The 19765-nt window shown below is 66.0% G+C and carries 20 protein-coding genes and 1 tRNA gene; 5 read left to right on the forward strand and 16 right to left on the reverse strand.

Features of this window, described 5'->3' with window-relative positions; genetic code table 11:
• The first annotated feature begins 52 nt into the window (after positions 1–52).
• Both AC0L14_RS15095 and AC0L14_RS15100 read left to right on the forward strand, forming a co-directional pair.
• Positions 53–1165 (forward strand): endonuclease/exonuclease/phosphatase family protein, encoded by a 1113-nt coding sequence (locus AC0L14_RS15095; protein ID WP_473749970.1) that lies wholly within the window; start codon positions 53–55, stop codon positions 1163–1165.
• A 12-nt stretch (positions 1166–1177) separates the two neighbouring features.
• On the forward strand, positions 1178–1894 hold the full coding sequence (locus tag AC0L14_RS15100; protein WP_473749971.1) for a hypothetical protein: 717 nt from the start codon (positions 1178–1180) through the stop codon (positions 1892–1894).
• Positions 1895–1993: 99 nt separating this feature from the next.
• On the opposite strand, the gene AC0L14_RS15105 is transcribed toward AC0L14_RS15100, so the two are convergent.
• The 4 genes from AC0L14_RS15105 to AC0L14_RS15120 form a co-directional block, all read right to left on the reverse strand.
• The gene (locus AC0L14_RS15105) at positions 1994–2236 is read right to left on the reverse strand and encodes a hypothetical protein (RefSeq protein WP_258123582.1); all 243 of its coding nucleotides are present in this window, start codon (positions 2234–2236) and stop codon (positions 1994–1996) included.
• 127 nt (positions 2237–2363) lie between these two features.
• Positions 2364–3581 carry an ABC transporter permease gene (locus AC0L14_RS15110; RefSeq protein ID WP_473749972.1) on the reverse strand — a complete coding sequence of 406 codons (1218 nt, stop codon included), beginning with the start codon at positions 3579–3581 and terminating at the stop codon, positions 2364–2366.
• A 2-nt stretch (positions 3582–3583) separates the two neighbouring features.
• Positions 3584–4288, reverse strand: coding sequence for an ABC transporter ATP-binding protein (locus AC0L14_RS15115; RefSeq protein ID WP_473749973.1), 705 nt, complete (start codon positions 4286–4288; stop codon positions 3584–3586).
• 4 nt (positions 4289–4292) lie between these two features.
• A complete protein-coding gene (locus AC0L14_RS15120) occupies positions 4293–5585 on the reverse strand; it encodes an efflux RND transporter periplasmic adaptor subunit (protein WP_473749974.1) in 1293 nt (430 codons plus the stop codon).
• A gap of 112 nt (positions 5586–5697) precedes the next feature.
• Here AC0L14_RS15120 and AC0L14_RS15125 point away from each other — a divergent pair, with 112 nt between their 5' ends.
• Together AC0L14_RS15125 and AC0L14_RS15130 are read left to right on the forward strand one after the other, a co-directional pair.
• The gene (locus AC0L14_RS15125) at positions 5698–6609 is read left to right on the forward strand and encodes a PhzF family phenazine biosynthesis protein (RefSeq protein ID WP_473749975.1); all 912 of its coding nucleotides are present in this window, start codon (positions 5698–5700) and stop codon (positions 6607–6609) included.
• A 105-nt stretch (positions 6610–6714) separates the two neighbouring features.
• Positions 6715–6790, forward strand: a tRNA-Lys gene (locus AC0L14_RS15130).
• 116 nt (positions 6791–6906) lie between these two features.
• Here the strand turns inward: AC0L14_RS15130 and cobT are convergent.
• The 7 genes from cobT to cbiE form a co-directional block, all read right to left on the reverse strand.
• Positions 6907–7917 carry a nicotinate-nucleotide--dimethylbenzimidazole phosphoribosyltransferase gene (gene cobT / locus AC0L14_RS15135; protein WP_123151886.1) on the reverse strand — a complete coding sequence of 337 codons (1011 nt, stop codon included), beginning with the start codon at positions 7915–7917 and terminating at the stop codon, positions 6907–6909.
• Positions 7918–7941: 24 nt separating this feature from the next.
• Positions 7942–8721: an adenosylcobinamide-GDP ribazoletransferase gene (locus AC0L14_RS15140; RefSeq protein ID WP_473749976.1), complete on the reverse strand. Its 780-nt coding sequence runs from the start codon at positions 8719–8721 to the stop codon at positions 7942–7944.
• A 63-nt stretch (positions 8722–8784) separates the two neighbouring features.
• Positions 8785–10095: a cobyrinate a,c-diamide synthase gene (locus tag AC0L14_RS15145; RefSeq protein ID WP_473749977.1), complete on the reverse strand. Its 1311-nt coding sequence runs from the start codon at positions 10093–10095 to the stop codon at positions 8785–8787.
• Positions 10092–10910 carry a uroporphyrinogen-III C-methyltransferase gene (gene cobA / locus AC0L14_RS15150; protein ID WP_473749978.1) on the reverse strand — a complete coding sequence of 273 codons (819 nt, stop codon included), beginning with the start codon at positions 10908–10910 and terminating at the stop codon, positions 10092–10094. The genes AC0L14_RS15145 and cobA overlap by 4 nt, the downstream gene beginning before the upstream one ends.
• Positions 10907–11671, reverse strand: a complete 765-nt coding sequence (cobM, locus tag AC0L14_RS15155; protein ID WP_473749979.1) for a precorrin-4 C(11)-methyltransferase — start codon at positions 11669–11671, stop codon at positions 10907–10909. Before cobM ends, cobA begins: the two co-directional genes overlap by 4 nt.
• Positions 11668–12177, reverse strand: coding sequence for a cobalamin biosynthesis protein (locus tag AC0L14_RS15160; protein WP_473749980.1), 510 nt, complete (start codon positions 12175–12177; stop codon positions 11668–11670). Before AC0L14_RS15160 ends, cobM begins: the two co-directional genes overlap by 4 nt.
• Positions 12174–13415 carry a precorrin-6y C5,15-methyltransferase (decarboxylating) subunit CbiE gene (gene cbiE, locus AC0L14_RS15165; protein WP_473749981.1) on the reverse strand — a complete coding sequence of 414 codons (1242 nt, stop codon included), beginning with the start codon at positions 13413–13415 and terminating at the stop codon, positions 12174–12176. Before cbiE ends, AC0L14_RS15160 begins: the two co-directional genes overlap by 4 nt.
• 1 nt (position 13416) lies before the next feature.
• On the opposite strand from cbiE, the gene AC0L14_RS15170 reads away from it, so the two are divergent.
• The gene (locus AC0L14_RS15170; protein ID WP_473749982.1) at positions 13417–14199 is read left to right on the forward strand and encodes a cobalt-precorrin-6A reductase; all 783 of its coding nucleotides are present in this window, start codon (positions 13417–13419) and stop codon (positions 14197–14199) included.
• Here AC0L14_RS15170 and AC0L14_RS15175 read toward each other — a convergent pair.
• The 5 genes from AC0L14_RS15175 to AC0L14_RS15195 all read right to left on the reverse strand — a co-directional run.
• Entirely contained in the window at positions 14163–14927 is a 765-nt protein-coding gene (locus tag AC0L14_RS15175) for a precorrin-3B C(17)-methyltransferase (protein ID WP_473749983.1), read from the reverse strand. The genes AC0L14_RS15170 and AC0L14_RS15175 overlap by 37 nt on opposite strands.
• The gene (locus tag AC0L14_RS15180; protein WP_473749984.1) at positions 14924–15685 is read right to left on the reverse strand and encodes a precorrin-2 C(20)-methyltransferase; all 762 of its coding nucleotides are present in this window, start codon (positions 15683–15685) and stop codon (positions 14924–14926) included. Before AC0L14_RS15180 ends, AC0L14_RS15175 begins: the two co-directional genes overlap by 4 nt.
• Positions 15682–16329 (reverse strand): precorrin-8X methylmutase, encoded by a 648-nt coding sequence (locus AC0L14_RS15185; protein WP_473749985.1) that lies wholly within the window; start codon positions 16327–16329, stop codon positions 15682–15684. Before AC0L14_RS15185 ends, AC0L14_RS15180 begins: the two co-directional genes overlap by 4 nt.
• Positions 16326–17795 carry a precorrin-3B synthase gene (gene cobG, locus AC0L14_RS15190; protein ID WP_473749986.1) on the reverse strand — a complete coding sequence of 490 codons (1470 nt, stop codon included), beginning with the start codon at positions 17793–17795 and terminating at the stop codon, positions 16326–16328. The genes AC0L14_RS15185 and cobG overlap by 4 nt, the downstream gene beginning before the upstream one ends.
• Positions 17792–19765, reverse strand: a 1974-nt coding sequence (locus AC0L14_RS15195) for a cobaltochelatase subunit CobN (protein WP_473749987.1), incomplete at its 5' end; no start/stop codon positions are given. The genes AC0L14_RS15195 and cobG, both read right to left, overlap by 4 nt.

Here is a 19765-nt window from a genome sequence, read left to right on the forward strand (position 1 = left end):
CATCGCCCAGCCCCCTTGTTTTCGGCTGCGCTTGTGGGCAAAGGTCACCGCCATGTCCCTGCGCCTCGCCACCTTCAATGTCGAAAACCTGATGAACAGGTTCGATTTTTCCGGATACCGCAACCAGCTCAACGAAGATCGCACGCTGGCGCTTTTCGATATCCAGAGCGAGGCCGAATACAAAATGCTGGAACAGGCGCGGGCGATCGCGCTATCCGACGACACGCGCCAGCTGACGGCACTGGCCATCGCAGCCACCCGCGCCGACATCATCTGCATGCAGGAGGTCGACAATATCGAGGCGCTGAAGGCTTTCGAATATGGCTATCTGTTCAAGATGGTTGGGCATGGCTACCGCCAGAAATACACCACCGCCGGCAATGATTCGCGCGGCATCGACGTCGCCGTGATGATGCGCAACGAGACCGCACAGGGCCACCCGATCGAATTCGTGCGCATGACAAGCCACGCCTATGTCACGTTCGAGCAGTTCGGCCTGCACACGCCGGAACTGGCGGCACTTGGGCACCAGGCCAACCAGCGCATCTTCCGGCGCGACTGCCTGGAAATCGACCTGACTGTCGGCGGCGTGCCGCTGACGCTCTATCTGGTGCATTTCAAGTCGATGGGCTCGCCCCGCAACGGTCTCGACGGGCGCCAGGCGACAATGCCGCTGCGCATCGCCGAGGCGCAAGCGGTGCGCCGGATCATCGAGGAGCGTTTCGGTGGGGATCATGCCGCCGACAAAAGCTGGGCGATCTGCGGCGACATGAACGATTATCGGCAGCGCGTGAAGATCTCCGGCGACGCCTTTGACGGCTACCGCTTCGAGGTGATCGATGAGAGCCAGTCCTGCCTCAACGTGCTCACCGCCGGCAGCTTTTGCGAGAATGCGGTCGAGCGGCGCCCAGAGATGGACCGTTGGACCTTATACCATACGCGCGGACCGCAAGAGCGGCATCTGTGCCAGCTAGACTACATCCTGTTGTCGAAGGCACTGGCGGCCAGGAACGCGACCGCCGTTCCCGACATCATCCGCAACGGCCAGCCCTGGCGCACGATCTTTCCGGCGGGCCAGGAGGTGGACCGCTTTCCGCGTGCCGGCTGGGACCGGCCGAAAGCGTCGGACCACTGCCCGGTGGCGATCACCCTGGAAATGGCCTGAGGATCGTTTTCGTTGAGCTTCGACCTGCCGCGCAACATCATCCTGCCGGTCGACGCCGTCGACGTCAGGCTCGACCCCGGCCCGCATCCGTTCGAACGCGATAACGCGCAAGCGATTGCCGAGAATTGGCGGCGTGAGACCCTGGCCAACCCGGCGCTGTTCGACGGCACCGTGGTGCTGCTTTCGGCGCTTAGTTATCGCGACAACAGCCTCGTCGGCCGCTGCCATGCGGTGCGCTACTCGACCTTCATGCTTTGGCGCGGCAATCGCCATGTGGCTGGGGCCGAGCACGCCTATGCCCATGCCATGCTGGTCGCCGGCGACAATGCGCTGGTGGCGATCCGCATGGCGTCGCACACGGTCAATGCTGGCCGCGTCTACTTCGCCGCCGGCTCGTTCGAGCCGACCGATTTCCGCGATGGCCTTGTCGATGTCGACTTCAACATGATCCGCGAGGTGCGGGAAGAAACCGGCCTCGACCTTGCCGGCGCGACACGCGGCAGGCGCTACTATGCCCTGTCGACGGCAACCGGCACGGTGATCTTTCGCCGCTATCGCGAGACGGCATCCGCCGACGAGGTCGCGCAGCGCATCAGTGCCTTTGTCGCCACCGAGGCAGAGCCGGAAATCGACGGGCCCGTCATCATCCGCAGTGCCGACGAGCTGCCGGGCGGGCTGATGCCGCACATGAAGCCACTGATCGAGTGGCATTTTGCCGGCCAGGACTGACGCATCGGCCCGAAAATCGGAATCGATTTTCGAAAAGCACGATGCAAAGATTCAAAGTGCTAGAGCGTACTTTGTGCGTCCAAGTGGACGCACGTCGCTCTAACGACGCATTTTGTTTTCGATGGTTTTGCGGTCGTTGCGGGCAGCGACGAAAAACAGCACGACGCCGACACCCAGCAGCGCACCCATCGCCGTTCCCATCGTCTGACCGACAACCTGCTGGAAATCAGCGGTGACGCGATCAGGATTGTCCATGCCGTAACTGGCCAGATACCACCAGAGGCCTGCCAAGGCGGCCTCAACGATCACTACCGCCAGAATCAGGCGCTCTTTCTTGCTCATACTTCCTACCCCCCTGAGGTCATATTAGCCCTGGCGATTATACTAGCACCGCAGATTGAGCGGCGACAGGGAAGAGGCGAAAGACCACCAAAAAAGCTTAAACAGCCGAAACGTCGCGTGACGCCCTCTATTCATGCCTGAGCGCGTCGATCGGATCGAGCCGCGCGCCGCGCAGCGCCGGGAAGAAGCCGAACACCATGCCGATCAGCGCCGAGAAGCCGACGGCGAGCAGGATCACCGCCGGGCTTGGCGCGAACGGGATGGCCAGCGTCAGAGAGGCGAGGCCGGCCAGCGCCAGGCCGATCAGGATGCCGATAATGCCGCCGAGCAGCGACAGCACGGTAGCCTCGACCAGGAACTGGATGAGGATATGCTTTTCATGCGCGCCGATGGCCAGCCGGATGCCGATCTCGCGGGTGCGTTCGGTGACCGACACCAGCATGATATTCATGATGCCGATGCCGCCGACCAACAGGCTGACGCCGGCGACCCCACCCAGCATGCCCGTCATCGTCGTGGTGGCGCTGGCCATGGCGTCGGCGATCTGGGTCATGTCGCGTATCGAGAAATCGTCCTCGCGGTCCGGCGTGATGCGGCGCGTGTCGCGCAAGATGTCCTCGACTCGCGGCAGCAGCTCGGTGGTCGGCGTCCGGTCGTCGGCGGCGACGTAGATCGAGTCGATGTCGCGGTTGCCTGCAATGCGGCGCTGATAGGCGGCGAGCGGCATCAGCACGACATTGTCCTGGTCCTGGCCGAAGCCGGTATAACCCTTCGGCTCGAGCAAGCCGATGATCTTGCACGAGGTGCGGTTGACGCGGATGATCTCGCCTTCGGGGTCGCCGGCGCCGAAGAACTGCTGGCGTACGGTTTCGCCGATCAGGCAGACGCCGGTACCCGAGCGGATTTCCGAATCGCTGAACGGGCGGCCCGAAACTAGCTTCCAGTCGCGCGCATCGAGATAGGCGCTGTCGGTGCCGGTGACACCCGACGTCAGGCTTTCGGTGCCGAAGATGACGCGGACCTGCTTTTGCGATGCGGGCGAGATGGCGCGGGCGCCGCTCAGGTGTGCGACAAGCGCGGCAAGTTCCTTGCTGCCGAGCGGACGTGTGGCCTGGTCGAGCCCTCCCGGTCCGCCGGGTCCGGCTGGGCGGCCGGGACGGACAACGAGCAAATTGCTGCCGAGCTTGGAAATGTCGGCCTTTACCTTTTCGGTGGTGCCCGAGCCGATGGTGAGCATGGCGATGACGGCGGCGACGCCGATGACGATGCCGAGCAGCGTCAGAAACGAGCGCAGCACGTTGCGGCGGACCGAAAGCAGCGAGAGGCGGACGGTTTCCCAGATCACGGTCACACCACCTCGAGATTCACAGTGTCGGATGCGACATGGCCGTCGAGGAAGCGGATTATGCGCTCGGCATAGGCGGCGACGTCGGCCTCGTGGGTGACCATGGCGATGGTGAGGCCAAGCTCGGTGTTCAGCCGCGTCAGGAGTTCCATGATCTCGTGCGTGCGGGCGGTATCGAGATTGCCGGTCGGCTCATCGGCGACGAGCAGGGTTGGCCTGGTGACGATGGCGCGCGCGATCGCCACGCGCTGCTGCTGGCCGCCGGAGAGCTCGGCCGGCGTGTGGTGCTCGCGGCCGACAAGGCCGACCTCGGCCAGGGCTTTCATGGCGAGGTGATGACGCTCGCGGGCGGCGACGCCGCGATAGATCAGCGGCAGTTCGACATTTTCCACCGCGGTGGTGCGCGGCAGGAGATTGTAGCCCTGGAAGACGAAGCCGACATAGAGATTGCGCAGCATGGCGCGGCGGTTGCGGTCGAGACGACCGGCGTCGATGCCCATGAAGCTGTAGGTTCCGGCCGTCGGCGTGTCGAGGCAGCCGATGATGTTCATCGCCGTCGACTTGCCCGAACCGGACGGGCCCATGATGGCGACGAATTCGCCGCGGCGGATAGCAAGGTCGACGCCAGCCAGCGCATGGACCGTGGCTTCGCCCTGGCCGTAGCTTTTCCAGACCTTGTCGAAGGTGATGAGCAGCGAGCCTGACATGATTTCAGCTCCGCTGCTGCGCTGTGGTGATGACTTGCGCACCTTCTGCGAGACCGGAGGTGATCTCGGTCAGTTCGCCATCGGTGGAGCCGATCTTGACGTTGACCGGCCGGGGCCGGCCATTCTCCAGCACGTAGAGCGTGCGCGAGCCATCGGTGGGCTGCGCCGTCGCTTGGCGCTGGCGGTTGCCGCCTGGACGGCCCATACGGCCCGTGAACAGGTCGCTCAGGCTCCACGCGCGGGCGGCTGTTTGCGCCGGCCGATAGCGAAAAGCGATGGCCGGCACGGTGAGCACGCCCTTGGCCTGCCTGGTGACGACCGAAACGGTGGCAGTCATCCCAGGCCGTAACAGAAGCTCGTTGTTGTCGACCTCGAACCGCGCGTCATAGGTGACGACGCCGTCGGTGGTGACCGAAGCGTAGGAGATGTCGCGGATCTCGGCATCGAACGGCCGTTCCGGAAAGGCGTCGACGGTGAAGCGCGCATGCAGGCCGGGCTTGACCGCGCCGATGTCGGCCTCGTCGACCGCTGCCTTCAACTCCATGTTCCTGAGGTCGGCGGCGATGACGAACAGCACCGGCGCCTGCAGCGAGGAGGCAACCGTCTGGCCGGGATCGACCGAGCGCGTCAGAACGATGCCGTCGATGGGCGCATAGATGGTGCTCTTGGCGAAGTCCGTCTGCTGCGCCTTGAGATCGGCATTGGCGATGGCAAGATTGGCTTTGGCGCTGTCGAGTGCTGCCTTGGAGCGGTCGCGCGTCGCTGTCGCCGCTTCAAGCGACTGGTCCGTCGCCATGCCGCGTTTGGTGAGCGCCGCCGCGCGCAGAAGCGCCTTTTCGTTTTCGGTGAGGGTTACGGTGGCGGTCTCGACATTGGCGGCCGCCGCCTTGGCGGAAGCCTCGGCGCGCTCGATCTGCACCTCCAGCTTGGCGGTGTCGAGCGCCGCCAGCACATCGCCCTTCTTCACCTGCTGGTTCTCGTTGACCGCGACCGAGCGGACGACGCCGGACAGTTCGCTCGAAATGTCGACTTGGGTGAGCGGCTGCAGCGTGCCGGTGGCCGATACCTCGACGGTGAGGTCGGCGACAGCGGCCGGCACCGTGGTATAGTCGATCTTGGTTGGAGACCCGGCATACCACTGGTAGCCGGCGAGGCTTGCGGCGATGACGACCAGCACAAGCAGGCCATAAAGCCAGCCGCGACGGCGCTTCTTCTTCAGGCCCAGGTGGTCAAGTCCGAGTGCCGTCTCTATGTCGGAAGTGGATTCCGTCTTTGGCAGATTGACAATCTGGTCCACGCCGGACCCCTATAAACAGTGATGATCCCATCAGTGCACAGATCAGGCCTAATGGTTCAAATATCAAATTAAATTTCGCCCATGTTGGGATTGAGGCAGAAGGCTTTCTACAATGCTGACCCGGAATTACTTACTTTACGACGTGTTCACCACCGAGCGGCTGGCCGGCAATCCGCTGGCCGTCGTGCTTGACAGCAAGGGGCTGGACACGGCCGCGATGCAGGCCACCGCACGCGAGTTCAACCTGTCGGAAACCGTTTTCGTGCTGGCGCCTGACAATCCCAAGCACCGCGCCCGCATCCGCATCTTCACGCCCGACTATGAGATGCCGTTCGCTGGCCATCCGACTGTCGGTTCCGCGATCGCGCTTGCCGAAATGGCTGGCGATGACGACACCGCCGGCATCTTCGTCCTGGAGGAGAATATCGGCCCGGTGCGCTGCGCCGTCAGCAAGCACGATGGCGCCACCTTTGCCGAGTTCGACTTGGCCAAACTGCCGGAGCCACTGGAACTTGTCGCTGACCCAGAGGCGATCGGCGCAGCACTTGGGCTGGGGCCACACGAAGTCGGTTTCGAAAACCACCGCGTCTCGTTCTGGTCGGCCGGCGTGCCTTATGTGACCATCCCCGTCGCCGACCTTGAGGCGGCGGCCCGGATAAGGCTGGACAACCAGGCGTGGTCGGAATTGGCACCCCGCAAGAGCGAATGGGCCTTCGCCAGCCCGTATGTCTACTGCCGCGAAACGGTGAACCACGACAGCGCCTTCCATGTCCGCATGATGGTGCCGGGCAATCCTTCCTATGAAGATCCGGCGACCGGTTCGGCGGCGGCCGCCTTCGCCGGCGCGATCATGCATTTCGACGGCCCGCGAGACGGAGTCTCGCGACTGTGGATCGAGCAAGGGCTGGAGATGGGCCGGCCTTCGCGCATCCGCCTCGAACTGAATGTCGAAGGCGGCAAACTCGCCGCCGCCCGCATCGGCGGCCATGCGGTAAAAGTGGCGGAAGGCAAGCTGTTTGTCTGACGATGTGCGGCACTTCAGCGATTTGTCGGGAAATGAATCCGGCAGGGCTGGACATGGCGGATGGCGGCGGCTATATGCCCGCCGACGCTGGTTTTACCGGCGAGTGGGTGCGTAGCTCAGTTGGTAGAGCAGCTGACTCTTAATCAGCGGGTCACAGGTTCGATCCCTGTCGCACCCACCAAAGATTTCAAAGACTTAGGTGGAAAGTTCCCTGGAACAGGGTGAGAACGTGAGACGATAAATGCCGTCTCACGCCCCTGTATCGGGCCGTGTCGCCTCTCATGAGTTTGCGAGCATTTACTTCTCCGACACGCCGGCCTCAGCAAAACTTGCCATGCGGGCGTGGCATTCGAGCGCCGAGCGGACGATGTTGACGGCGAGGCAGGCGCCGGAGCCTTCGCCGAGCCGCATGCCGAGATCGAGCAGCGGCGGCAGGCCGAGTGCCTCGAGCAGGCGGCGATGGCCGGATTCGGCCGAGACATGGGCGGCAAGCGTGTGGGCGAGGCCGTCGGGGTGCAATCTTGCCAGGGGTGCGGCGGCGGCGGTGCAGACGAAGCCGTCGAGCAGCACCGGCACGCCGTGATGGCGCGCGCCCAGCGTAGCGCCAAAAATGGCGGCGAGTTCGCGCCCGCCAAGGGCTGCTGCGATCCTCAGCGGGTCGGCGAGGGCCTCGGCTTGGCGCTTGAGGCCGGCCTCGATGGCGGTGATCTTGCGCACCAAGCCGGCATCGTCGACGCCGGTGCCGCGGCCGGTCCATTTTTCCGCGCCGCCGCCGAAAAGGGCGGCTGAAATGGCTGCCGCCGGCGTGGTGTTGCCGATGCCCATCTCGCCGAAACAGACGAGGTCGAGGTCTTTCGTCACGGCGCCGTAGCCGGCCGAGACGGCGGCGAGGAACGCCTCGTCGTCCATCGCCGGCTCTTGCGTGAAGTCGCCGGTCGGACGGTCGAGGTCTAGCGGAATGACGTCGAGTTCGGCGCCGGCGATGCGGGCGAGCTGGTTGATCGCGGCGCCGCCGCCGGCGAAATTCGCCACCATCTGCACGGTGACCTCTGACGGGAAGGCCGACACGCCCTGTGCGGTGACGCCGTGGTTGCCGGCAAAGACGAAGACTTTGACGCGATCGAGCTGCGGCATGTCGCGACCCTGCCAGCGAGCAAGCCAAGCCGCTATGGTTTCCAGCCGGCCGAGGCTGCCTTGCGGCTTAGTCAGCGTGTTTTGGCGGCGGGCGACGGCATTTGCCGCAGCGTCGCTGCCGGCAGGCAGGTCGAGGCAGGCCGCGCGCAATTCATTAAGCGATTTGAAAGGCATGGGGGCAAAGTCTCCGAAACAGAGTCAGGAAAGGTGAACGGAAGCGACGAGCAGGATTGCGATCTCGCCAAACTGCTGCAGCGCGCCGACCGTGTCGCCGGTCTGGCCGCCGATCTGGCTGAGGCACACCATACGGAAGGCGGCAAACAACAGGCCGAGCAGGATGAGCGCGGCGACCGCGCCACCGAACCCTAGCGTCAGCAGGGCGACGGCGCCGAGCACGGCACCGGCAATGGCGGTTTCGGCCGACACGGTGCCTGCGTCAACCGAGAGACCGTCGCTGCGAGCCGGCGGCAACAGATGCATGAAAGCGCCGAGCAGGCCGCGCGAACCGGCATGCGCGGCAATGAGAGCGGCGAGAACCTGCGCCGGGCTGGCGAATTCGGAAAGCACGCTCCAGCGGATCAGCAGCGAGAGGCCGAGCGCACAAGCGCCATAGGCGCCGATGCGGCTGTCGCGCATGATCTCCAGTTTTTTCTCGCGTGTCTTGCCGCCGCCAAAACCGTCGGCGACATCCGAAAGTCCGTCTTCATGCATGCAGCCGGTGGCGAGCAAGGTCGCGGCAAGGGCAAGTGCCGCTGCCGGGCCAGATGCAAGGCCGAGCCAGGTCCCGATCGCGTAAACCAAGGCGCCAATCAGAGCGACGGCGAGGCCGGCGACCGGCGCTGCCCAGATCGCGGCTGCAAGGCCGCGGTCCCGGAGATCGACGACCGGCAGCGGCAGCCGGGTGAAGAAGACGAAGCAGAGCGCGATGTCATCGAGCGCTTGGCGGGGCGAAGGGGGCATGTCCTTGAGTTTGAGCATAATCTATTCCGAAAACCGGTTCCCACTTTTCGCTGACGCGGACCTCCGGTTCGGGATCATGCTCTAGCCTCTCGCAATGGCATGGAAGAACGTGCCGCTGACATGGCCGCGGCGGTAACCGGAGGCGCCGAGCGGATTGCCCTGGCCGTCAGCGAGGTCGGCCAATGGCTCGTCATTGCCAGTCGCGCGCATCTGCGCATAGTGGAATTCGTGGCCGCGGATCAGCGCGCCTTGGGCTCCAAGCGGGCAATCGGCGCGCAGCCGCGCCTCGCGGTAGCCGAGATTCATCTTTCGCTTGGCAAAGCTGGTCGAGTGGCCGAGCAGGCCGAGCATCCCGTGCGTCTCTGCCGATGCGTCCTCCAGCGCTTCGCCGAGCACCATGAAGCCGCCGCACTCGCCATGCACCGGCCGCGTTGCCGAAAACGCCTCAATGCCGGCCCGGAAATTCGCGGCCGCCGCAAGGCGGCCGGCGTGAAGCTCGGGATAGCCGCCGGGCAGCCAGCAGACATCGCAACTGTCGCTGGGCGGTTCGTCGGCGAGCGGCGAAAAGGGGACGATTTCCGCCCCGGCTTTGCGCCAATGCGCCGCGACATGCGGATAGAGAAAGGTGAAGGCAGCGTCCTCGGCCAGTGCGATGCGCTGGCCGGGCGGTGGCAGCGCGTCGCTGAAGTTGCCCGGCGCAGGTTCAAACGGTGCCGCCAGTGCCATAATGGCGTCGAGGTCGAGCGAGCGTTCGACCATGTCGGCCAGTCGGTCGAGATGCACCATCAAATTCTCATATTCGCCGGCTTGGACGAGGCCGAGATGGCGCTCCGGCAGGTTGAGCGATGGATCGCGCAGGATCGCGCCGACCACTGGCAGATCGAGCGCTTCGATCGCGTCGCTGCAAAGCCGGCGGTGACGCTCGCTGCCCAGCCGGTTGAGCACGACGCCGGCCATGCGCACATGGGGGTCATATGTAGCAAAACCCTTGGCGACGGCCGCCGCCGTGGTCGACTGCCCGGAAACATCGAGCACCAGCAGTACCGGCAGGCCGTAGAGCCGGGCAAGGTCTGCGGCCGAGCCTGTGCGGCCCGCAGAAGTGGGAATCCCGTCGAACAAGCCCATCGCACTTTCGAGAAAGATGAAATCGGCATCTTCAGTTGCGTCACCGGCCAGCGCGTTGAGCAAGGCGGGCGGCATTGCCCAGCTGTCGAGATTGACGCCGGAAAGGCCTGTCGCGGCGGTGTGGAAGCCGGGATCGATATAGTCGGGGCCGGATTTGGCGCCGCGCACTTTAAGGCCGCGCCTGGCGAGCGCGCGCAGGATGCCGATGGTAACGCTGGTCTTGCCCGAGCCCGAGCGCGGCGCACCGATGATGATCGCGCGGGTCATGGCTCGCCCGCCAATGCCGCGCGCATCGCGACGATGCCGCCGACAACGATCAGCGCCGGCGAGGTCAACCCGGCTGCAGCCGCTTCCTCGGCAATGGTGGCGAGCGTGGCGACGACGATACGCTCCCGCGGCGTCGTCGCGGCAACAATCACCGCGGCCGGCGTCGACGGCGCCAACCCGCCCTCGAGCAGCGAGGCTGATATCAGCGGCAGATTGGCCATGCCCATGTAGACGACGACCGGCTGGCCGGTGCGGGCGATTGCTGCCCAGTCGAGGTCGTCATCGGTGCCGGCGGCGTGGCCGGTGGCCAGGATCACCGCCTTGTTGATGCCGCGCATGGTGGCCGGGATGCCGGCACCGGCAAGCGCGCTGAGGCCCGAAGTCAGGCCGGACAGGACGCGGAACGGGATGTTTTCGCGGGCGAGCGCAAGCGCCTCTTCGCCGCCGCGACCGAAAATATAGGGGTCGCCACCCTTCAGCCTGACGACGCGGCGGCCTTCTCGCGCCAGCCGAACCAGCAGGGCGGTGATGTCGTCCTGCTTCATCGATGGCTGGCCGCCGCGCTTGCCGGCGTAGAACAGCTCCGCGGCCTCGGCGACAGCGACGATATCGGGCGATACCAGCGCGTCGTAGACGAGCGCATCACACTGCCCAAGCGCCGCCAGCACTTCCAGAGTCAGGCAGCCGGGATCGCTGGGGCCGGCGCCGGCCAGCCAGACATGGCCCGGCTTCAGCTGGCGCGGCTTGAAGTTCAGCCGGGCCAAAGCCTGTTCGATCGTGGTGTTTCCACCTGTGTTTCCGGCGCCGTCGTTCACAATCCGTCCCGCCCGCGAAAACGCCGCTGGTAGTGGGCGTCGTAAAGTGAACTCTCGCGAAAGCCTTCCGCTGCCAGCGAACGGCCGACGAAGATGATTGCCGTGCGCTCCATTGGATCGGCGGCCAATTGCGCCTCGATGGTGGCCAGTGTGCCGGTCAGCACGCGCTCGTCCGGCCAGGAGGCACGGAAGACGACCGCCACCGGGCACTCGGCGCCATAGCATGGCGTCAGCTCGGCGACGACACGGTCGATCGCGTGGATGGCAAGGTGTATGGCGAGCGTGGCGCCGGTGCGGCCGAAACCGGCCAGGGTTTCGCCGGGCGGCATTTTCGAGGCACGACCGGAGATGCGGGTCAGCACCAGGCTTTGCGCGACTTCGGGAATGGTCAGCTCGCGGCGCAGCGCTGCCGCGGCAGCAGCGAAGGAGGGCACGCCCGGCGTCAGCGTATAGGCGATGCCGTGCTTCTCCAGCCGGCGGATCTGCTCGGCGACAGCGCTCCACACTGACAGGTCGCCGGAATGCAGACGCGCCACATCGTGGCCGGCCTGGTGGGCCGCCACATATTCCGCTTCGATCTCGTCGAGCGACATCGGCGCGGTGTCGATCAATTTCGTGCCGGGCGCGCAGTGCTGCAACAGTTCCGGGGCGACGATCGAGCCGGCATAGAGGCAGACCGGGCAGCTTGCCAGCAGCCGGCTGCCGCGCAAGGTGATGAGGTCGGCCGCGCCAGGACCGGCGCCGATGAAGTGGACGGTCATGCCGCGTCTCCGCTGATGGCGATGGCGCAGGTGACCGGGCCGAGGACAGTGCGCGGCCCAAGCAGTTGCGCGCCTTTTCCGGCAGCAGCAAGCGCCGAGGCTTCGGAAACCGACGGCGTGCCGGCATGTTCCTGCGACAGGTCGGAACGGCTGAGCAAAGCGGCCCCCTCATCCGGCCCTTCGGGCCACCTTCTCCCCGCTGGGGAGAAGAGACTGACGCCAGCGTGCGTGATCTCCTCTCCCCTCGGGGAGAGGTCGGCCGAGCGAAGCGGAGGCCGGGTGAGGGGGAGCGACGGTTCAGAACCAGCAACATCCACCACTATGACCGGGAGATCGAGTTTACGGCCGGCAGCAAAAATGGCCTCTTCGCTGCGTTTGAATTCGGTCGTCGCCAAGGCAGACAGCGCCGTCATCGCCAGCCCATGCGCTTCCAGCGCGGTTTCTATCGCCGCAAGAACGTCTTGCACACTCACGCCTTTGCGGCTGCCGATGCCCGCGATCATCATGGCTTGACCCAGCTCCATTGGGTGACCGGCATAGCCGGCCGCCATGCCTGCATCGAACCAACCGGTGAAGCACGGGAGATAGAGATGTGGGTGAGATCGCCGCCGAGCGCGGCGTGACGGGCGAGAAGCAGCGCCTCCATCTCCAGCGTCACCGCGCTGGCGACCAGCCGGCCGCCAACGCGCAGGGCCTTGATCGCCGCGCCCAGCACGCCGGTATCGCTGCCGCCGCCGCCGATGAAGATCGCATCGGGCGTGCCTAGCTTGGCAAGCGCCTTTGGTGCCGAACCTTCGACCACGACAAGGCCGGGCACGCCACAGTGTGAAGCGTTGCGGTGGATGCGAGCGGCGCGGGTTGGATCGGCCTCGATGGCAATGGCGCGCATCGTGGGATGGGCCAGCATCCATTCGATGCCAATTGAGCCCGAGCCGGCGCCGATGTCCCACAGCAATTCGCCGCGCCTGGGAGCGAGGGCGGACAGGGTGATGGCGCGCACCTCGCGCTTGGTGATCTGGCCGTCATGCTCGAACAAATGATCGCCAAGGCCCGATGTCAGCGGCAGGATGCGTGCTTCCGAAGTTGAGTCAACTTCGATTGCCAGAACGTTGAGCGGATTGATCTTTTCCAGGTCGAAGGCGTCCGCGCGCGCCGAACGCAGCCTTTCGTTCGGGCCACCCAGTGCCTCCAGAATCGTCAGCCGTGAGGCGCCGAAGTCGAGTTCGGTCAGCAGGCGCGCAATCGCCGCTGGTGCATCGCCGTCCGAGGTCAGCGCAAGGATGCGGGTGCCCGGATGCAGCAGCGGCCGGATCAGGTCGATCGAGCGGCCGTGCAGCGAAATGGTCTCGATACCCTGCAGCGCCCAACCGAGGCGGGCGGCGGCCAGCGACATGGCCGAAGGGGCGGGGATCACCTGCATCTCTTGGGAAGGAATCTTGCGAGCAAGGGTGACGCCGACACCGTGGAAGAACGGATCGCCCGACGCCAGCATGCAGACTCGCCTGCCGGAAAGCGCCAGCACGTCGCGCATCTCGGCATCGAAAGGGGTCGGCCAGGCACGTGCCTCGCCTTTGGCGAGTGACGCGACAAGGGCAAGGTGGCGCGTGCCGCCGAAGACGAATTCGGCCTCGGCGATCAGCCGCTTGGCCTCTTCGCCGAGACCCGCTACACCGTCCTCGCCGATGCCGACGATCGTTAGCCATTTTTGTGTGAGCCGGGCGGCGCGCGGACCTTCAGCAGGCATGATGACCCACCGCATTCTGATCCTCGGCGGAACCACCGAAGCCCGGCAACTGACGGGAAAGCTGGCCGCGCGCACCGATGTGTCGCTCACGCTGTCGCTGGCCGGCCGCACCGAAAATCCTGTCGCGCAAGGTGTGCCGACGCGGGTGGGTGGTTTCGGCGGCGCCGATGGACTGGCGGCGTATCTCCGCGAGACCGACGTCGGCCTGCTGATCGACGCCACGCATCCCTATGCGGCGAAAATCTCCGCCAACGCAGCGGAGGCGGCGGGCAACACCGGCGTGCCCCTCGTTGCGCTCAGGCGCCCAGGCTGGGAGCCTGCCGAAGGTGACCGGTGGACGCTGGTCGACAGCGTTTCCAGCGCGGTGACGGCGCTGGGCGCTGCGTCGCGCCGCGCCCTCCTGGCGTTGGGCCGGCAGGAGGTCGCCGCTTTTGAGGCCGCAGCCCAACATCACTATCTCATCCGCAGCGTCGATCCGGTCGAGCCAATGCTCGCTGTGCCCGATGCTACCTATCTCTTGGCGCGCGGGCCGTTCCGGGAAGCCGACGAACGTGCACTGCTTCTGGAACACCGCATCGACGTCGTCGTTTCCAAGAACAGCGGCGGCGAGGCGACCTACGGCAAGATCGCCGCAGCGCGGGCGCTCGGCATTGAGGTGGTCATGATCCGCAGACCGGCGCTGCCGGACGTTACGTCGGCGGAGACCGTCGAAGCGCTTGCCGCAATGGTCGATCATTTTCTGGTCAGTCATTTTCTTGGGCCCGCCGCCGAACGCGGCGTGTAGACCAGCGCCGGTTTTTCACCGCGCTTGATGATCCTGGTTTCCGGCGAGCCGATGATGATGCAGGTCGCCATGTCGGCCTTTTCCGCATCGGCTTCCGCCAACAGAACGACCTCGATGCGCTCGTCGGGGCGGCCGGCGGCACGGCCGAAGACGACCGGCGTGGTGCCGGGCAGGATCGCTGTGAGGCATTCGAAGGCGCGGCCAAGCTGCCAGGGGCGTGCCCTGCTGATCGGATTGTAGAGCGCGATGACGAAGCCGGCGCCCGCCGCCGCCAACAGGCGCAGCTCGATCAGCTCCCATGGCTTCAGATTGTCGGACAGCGAGATGGCGCAGAAATCATGGCCGAGCGGCGCGCCGATGCGGGCAGCGACTGCGAGCATCGCGGTGATGCCGGGCAGCATCGCAACGTCAACGGCACGCCATTCGGCCGGGCCGGCCTCGATCGCCTCGCAGACGGCTGCCGCCATGGCAAAGACGCCGGGGTCGCCGCCCGAGACGACGGCGACATCATGGCCCTGCGCAGCCTTTACCAGCGCGTCCTTGGCGCGGGACAGCTCCTCGCGATTGTCCGAGGCGACGCGGGTCTGGTCGGGGCGCAGGTCGAGCCGGTCGAGATACGGCTTGTAGCCGTAGAAGAATTTTGCCTCTGCGACGGCGCGGCTCGCTTCCGGCGTCACCTGGTCGGCATTGCCGGGCCCAAGCCCGATGACGGTCAGGCGGCCGCTCATGCCCCGGCCTCCACCAATGCTTCGGGGCGGCCGGACCAGCCGGCCACCAGTACAATGGCGAAATAGGGCGCCTTGTCGTCCTGCTTTTCGGCCAGCCGCATCGAGACGCCGCCCGGCATGGTGCCGCGCTCGACATAGACGGCACGCGCCAGCTTGTCGGTCGCTTCCAGTGCGCGCCTGATCTTGGGCAGGTTGCGGCCAACCTTCATGATGACGGCGGCATCGGTATCGGCGAGGCGGCGCGTCAGCTCGAATTCGCTCATTGTGCCCGGCAGCACTGTCAATACATCGTCGCCCTGGACGATCGGCGTTCCGGTCGCCGACCAGCAGCCGGACATGGCGGTGACGCCGGGAATGACCTCTGTTGGAAAGCGGTGCGCCAGCCGGACATGCAGATGCATATAGGAGCCGTAGAACAGCGGGTCGCCTTCCGAAAGCACCGCGACCGTCCTGCCGGCGCTGAGATGCACGGCGATCTTTTCGGCCGACTCTTCGTAGAAATCCGCTATCTGCGACCGGTAATCGCTGTGATCCTTGTCGATTTCGGTGGTCACGGGATAGAGCAGCGGCAACTCGATCAAATCGGGACGAAAATGCGCGCCGACGATGGCGCGCGCATTGCTGTTGTTGCCGCGCTTGGCGAAATGCGCCACCACGTCGGCCTCGGCCAGCGCGCGCACGGCCTTGAGCGTCAGCAACTCGGGGTCGCCGGGACCGGTGCCAACGCCTATAAGCCTACCTTTTGCAATCGCGTTCACAGGCCCGGCCTCGCCAATGCGTTGAGTGCTGCAGCGGTCATGGCGCTGCCGCCCAGCCTGCCGCGCACGATCGCGTAGGGCACGCCATAGGAATTCTCGGCCAGCGCATCCTTCGATTCGGCCGCGCCGACGAAACCGACCGGCATGCCGATGATAACAGCCGGTTTCGGCGCGCCGTCGCGCAGCCTTTCCAGCAGATAAAAAAGTGCTGTCGGCGCATTGCCGATGGCGACGACCGAACCGGCCATGCGCTCGCCCCACAGGTCGATGGCTGCAGCCGAGCGGGTGTTGCCGATCTTTTTCGCGATCTCGGAAGTTTGCGGATCGCGCAGCGTGCAGATCACCTCGTTGCCGGCCGGCAACCGGGCGCGTGTCACGCCGTGCGAGACCATCTGAGCGTCGCAGAAGATCGGCGCGCCGGCTGCCAGCGCCGTGCGCGCGGCGGCAACAAAATCCTCCGAAAAAACAAAGTGCCTGGCAGCCTCGACCTGGCCGCAGGCATGGATCATGCGGATGGCGACGTCGGCCTCGGCATCAGAAAAGCGCGACAGGTCGGCCTCGGCGCGAATGATGGCAAAGGAGCGCTCATAGATCGCCGTGCCGTCATGGATGTAGTCGTAGGCGGTGTGGGCGGGCATGTTCATTCCTGTCGGTAAAGTTCGGTGACACCGGCCGCGCCAAGCCTTGTCAGGCAGGCGGTGGTGGTCTCGCCGGGATATCGTGCTTCGCGGACCGCTGCCGCAATGCGGCCAACGCCGCGCGCGGCGTCATAACCTGGCCTGTATCCGGCGGGAAGGACCTTCGCCGTCCCGTCCACGACAAGTCCGGCCCCATTTTCGCCGCCGACCAGTGTCAGCGCCGCCGGGCCGGGATGGGCACACCCCTTGGCGCAGCCGGAAATGTGCAGGGTGACGGAGGCATCGAGGAGGTCGCGGTTTTCTGCGGCGATGGTCTCGGCGATGTCGCGCGTGGCGATCCGGCCGGAGGCGCAGGCGGGGGCACCGGGGCAAGCGGCGATCCTGGTGCGCGGATCGGTGGCGGCGGTGACGAAGCCGAGAGTGGCGGCGGCTTGCTGGAGCGAGTGGCAGGCGGTCGGGGAGAGGCCGAGGAAAAGCAGCGCGCGCTGCGGGGCGAGGCGGATTTCGGTTGCGCCCAGGGTGAGGGCCTGTTGCGTGAGCTGGATGAGTTTTTGCGCCGGCATGCTGCCGAAGGGTAGGCCAATGCCAAGGGCGGTGCCGGTGGCGGCCAGATCGAAAACTCCGATGGGCCGGCGTTCCTTCGCGCCCCCCTCTGTCCTGCCGGACATCTCCCCCACTTGGGGGGAGATCGGCAGCTTCGCCGGCGGCTCCCCCTTAGCACCTCGGGTGATTGGCGAAAGCGGAGACGAGGGCGCAATCTCCCCCCAAGTGGGGGAGATGTCCGGCAGGACAGAGGGGGGCGCGAAGGAATGCCAGCTTGCGAGGGATATTAACTGCCTCTGCGTCAAATCCCTTGCATGGGCTTCGCGGCCTTTTTCGGCGACCATCCTGAGCATCGCGACTGCAATATCGCACGCCGCATCGTCTTCCACCGTGACGAGCGGCTTCGCATTCTGCCCGTCACACGCGACAGACACCTGCCACTTGATTCCCGCATTGGTGCGCGTTGCAACGAGCCTGACATCGGCCGTAACCGCATCCATGCTCAATTGCCCGCCACCGTCGACGATCACCGAAACCTTCGGACCGAGGCGCTGCGCCAGCCCGGCTTCTTCGATAGCGTCCAGCATCCGCCCCGCCAGCGGGCGCGGGTCGGCGATCTCCTGCGGGTCCAGCCCCGCTAGCGGTCCGTGCTCCACCGGCACGCCGGTGCGCACGGCGATGCCGAGTGCATCGACCTCGACGGCCAGAAGCCGGGCGCTGGCCGGCGTCAGGCCGCGTATCTGCAGGCTGCCACGGGCGGTCACTTCCATGATGCCGTTGCCATGCCGCAAGGCGGATTCACCGAGTCCGATCAAGGATTTCGGCAAGAATCCTCCAGCGACCGGATTGAGCCGCACCAGAAGCCCGTCGCCGGTCTGCATCGGCGCGGACAAAGCGGGGCAGGCGCCGCGTCGGGAGAAGGCGTTCATGCCGCCACCCCCTGGGCGATCAAGGCGGCGAGATCGTCATCGATGGAATTGCGCAGCGGATGCCAGAGACCGCGCCGGCGCGCCGACAGCAAACGCTCGGCGATGACTTTCGCGGCCGCCGGATTTTCGCGCAGCATGAAGGCCCGGACCGTGGGGTCGCCGAGATAGGCGTCGTGCACGGCCTCGATCAGCGTGCCCGATATGGCACGTGTGGTCTCGGCGAAGCCGACCAGCCGGTCGACCGTCTCGGCGAACTCCGCGGCACCGCGCGGCCCGTGCCGCATCTGGCCGGCAATGAAGCGCGGGTTGACCGCGCGGGCGCGAACTACCCGAGATACGGCTTCTCCTACCGAGCGCGGCTTCGGCTTTTGCGGGTCCGTGGTGTCGAGGACGATGACATCGGCGTTCTTGCCGAGGGCCGCAAGCGCCGCTGAAAAACCGCCGATGAAGGCGACGTCGGCGGAGCCTTCCAAAATGTCGCGGCCGGGGTCGTCTCCGGTATGGACGAGAAGGTCGGCCTCGGCGATACGGTCCTCAAAAGCGCCTGGCGACGAAATCCCTTCCCCGTCGGCGCCGCCATAGGCATGCGAAGTGGCGTCGAGATAGGCGCGACCGATCTCTTCGCGCGCGGCCCAGTCGCCGCTCGACAATAAATTTTCGACGCCGGCGCCGTAAGTGCCGGGCGAGGTGCCGAAAATGCGCGGGCTGATCTTACCGTCAGCGCGGGCCTTGGCCGCGAGCGGGTTTTCCGTCGCGTCCTCGTCGCGGGCGGCGACGGCGTTGGCGGCCGCATCGATCAGGGCGATCTGGGTCGGGAACATGTCGCGGAACAGGCCTGATATACGCCAGGTGACATCGACGCGCGGGCGGCCAAGGGTGGCCGGCGGCAACACCTCGATGCCGGTGACGCGGCCGGTGGCGGAATCCCATTGCGGACGGCAGCCCATCAGCGCCAGGCCCTGCGCGATTTCCTCGCCGCCGGTGCGCAGCGAGGCCGAGCCCCAGAGATCGATGACCAGCGAGCGCGGCCAGTCGCCATGCGATTGCATATAGCTGCGCAAGACTTCGTCGGAGGCCGCCCTGCCGAGATCGAAGGATGTCGGCGTCGGCATGGTGCGTGGATCTGATGTGAACAGGTTGCGGCCGGTCGGCAGGACATCGCGCCGGCCACGCGCCGGCGCGCCGGCAGGACCGGCAGCGACATGGCGGCCGTCGAGGGCCGCGATCAGCGCAGACTTCTCGGCCGCCGCACTTTGCGCGCGCAGCGGATCGGTCTCGCCCTCGGCTGAGCGGCCAAAGATGTGAAGGCCGTCCTTGATGGCGAAATCCTTGAGATCACAGAGCCAGGCATCGATGCGGCGCAGCGCTTCGTCGGGTGCGTCGGTTCCGGCGACGCCGGCTTCGGAGGCGAGGCCGGTCTTCTGCGCCGTTTCGACGATCAGCCTCGCCAGGCGATCGCGGCGGCGGCGGTCGAGCCCGTCAGCCTGGGCATATTCGTCGACCAGCCGTTCAAGCTGGCGCTGGTTTTCGTCCAGTCCGGCGCCGGTCAGCGGCGGCGGCAGATGGCCGAGGGTGACGGCGGCAATACGTCGCTTGGCTTGTGCGGCCTCTCCCGGGTTGGAGACGATGAAGGGATAGATGACGGGCAGGGGACCGGTGACGATCTCGGGAAAACAGGATTCGCTGATCGCAACGGTTTTCCCGGGCAGCCATTCCAGCGTGCCATGGGCGCCGACATGGATGAGGGCATGGACGCCGACCGATTTGCGCAGCCACAGGCCGAAGGCGATCAGCGCATGGCGCGGCGGCATGGTCGGGTCGTGGTAGTCGGCGCGGCGATCGGCCGAACGCCCGCGATCGGGGGCGAGTGCTACGGTGATGTTGCCGAAGCTGGCGACGCGGAAGGGGAAGCGTTTGCTGTTTGCCAGACTCGAAGGTTGGCGTTCTGTGGCGCCCCCCTCTGTCCTGCC

This window comes from Mesorhizobium sp. WSM4841 (genome assembly GCF_055811515.1).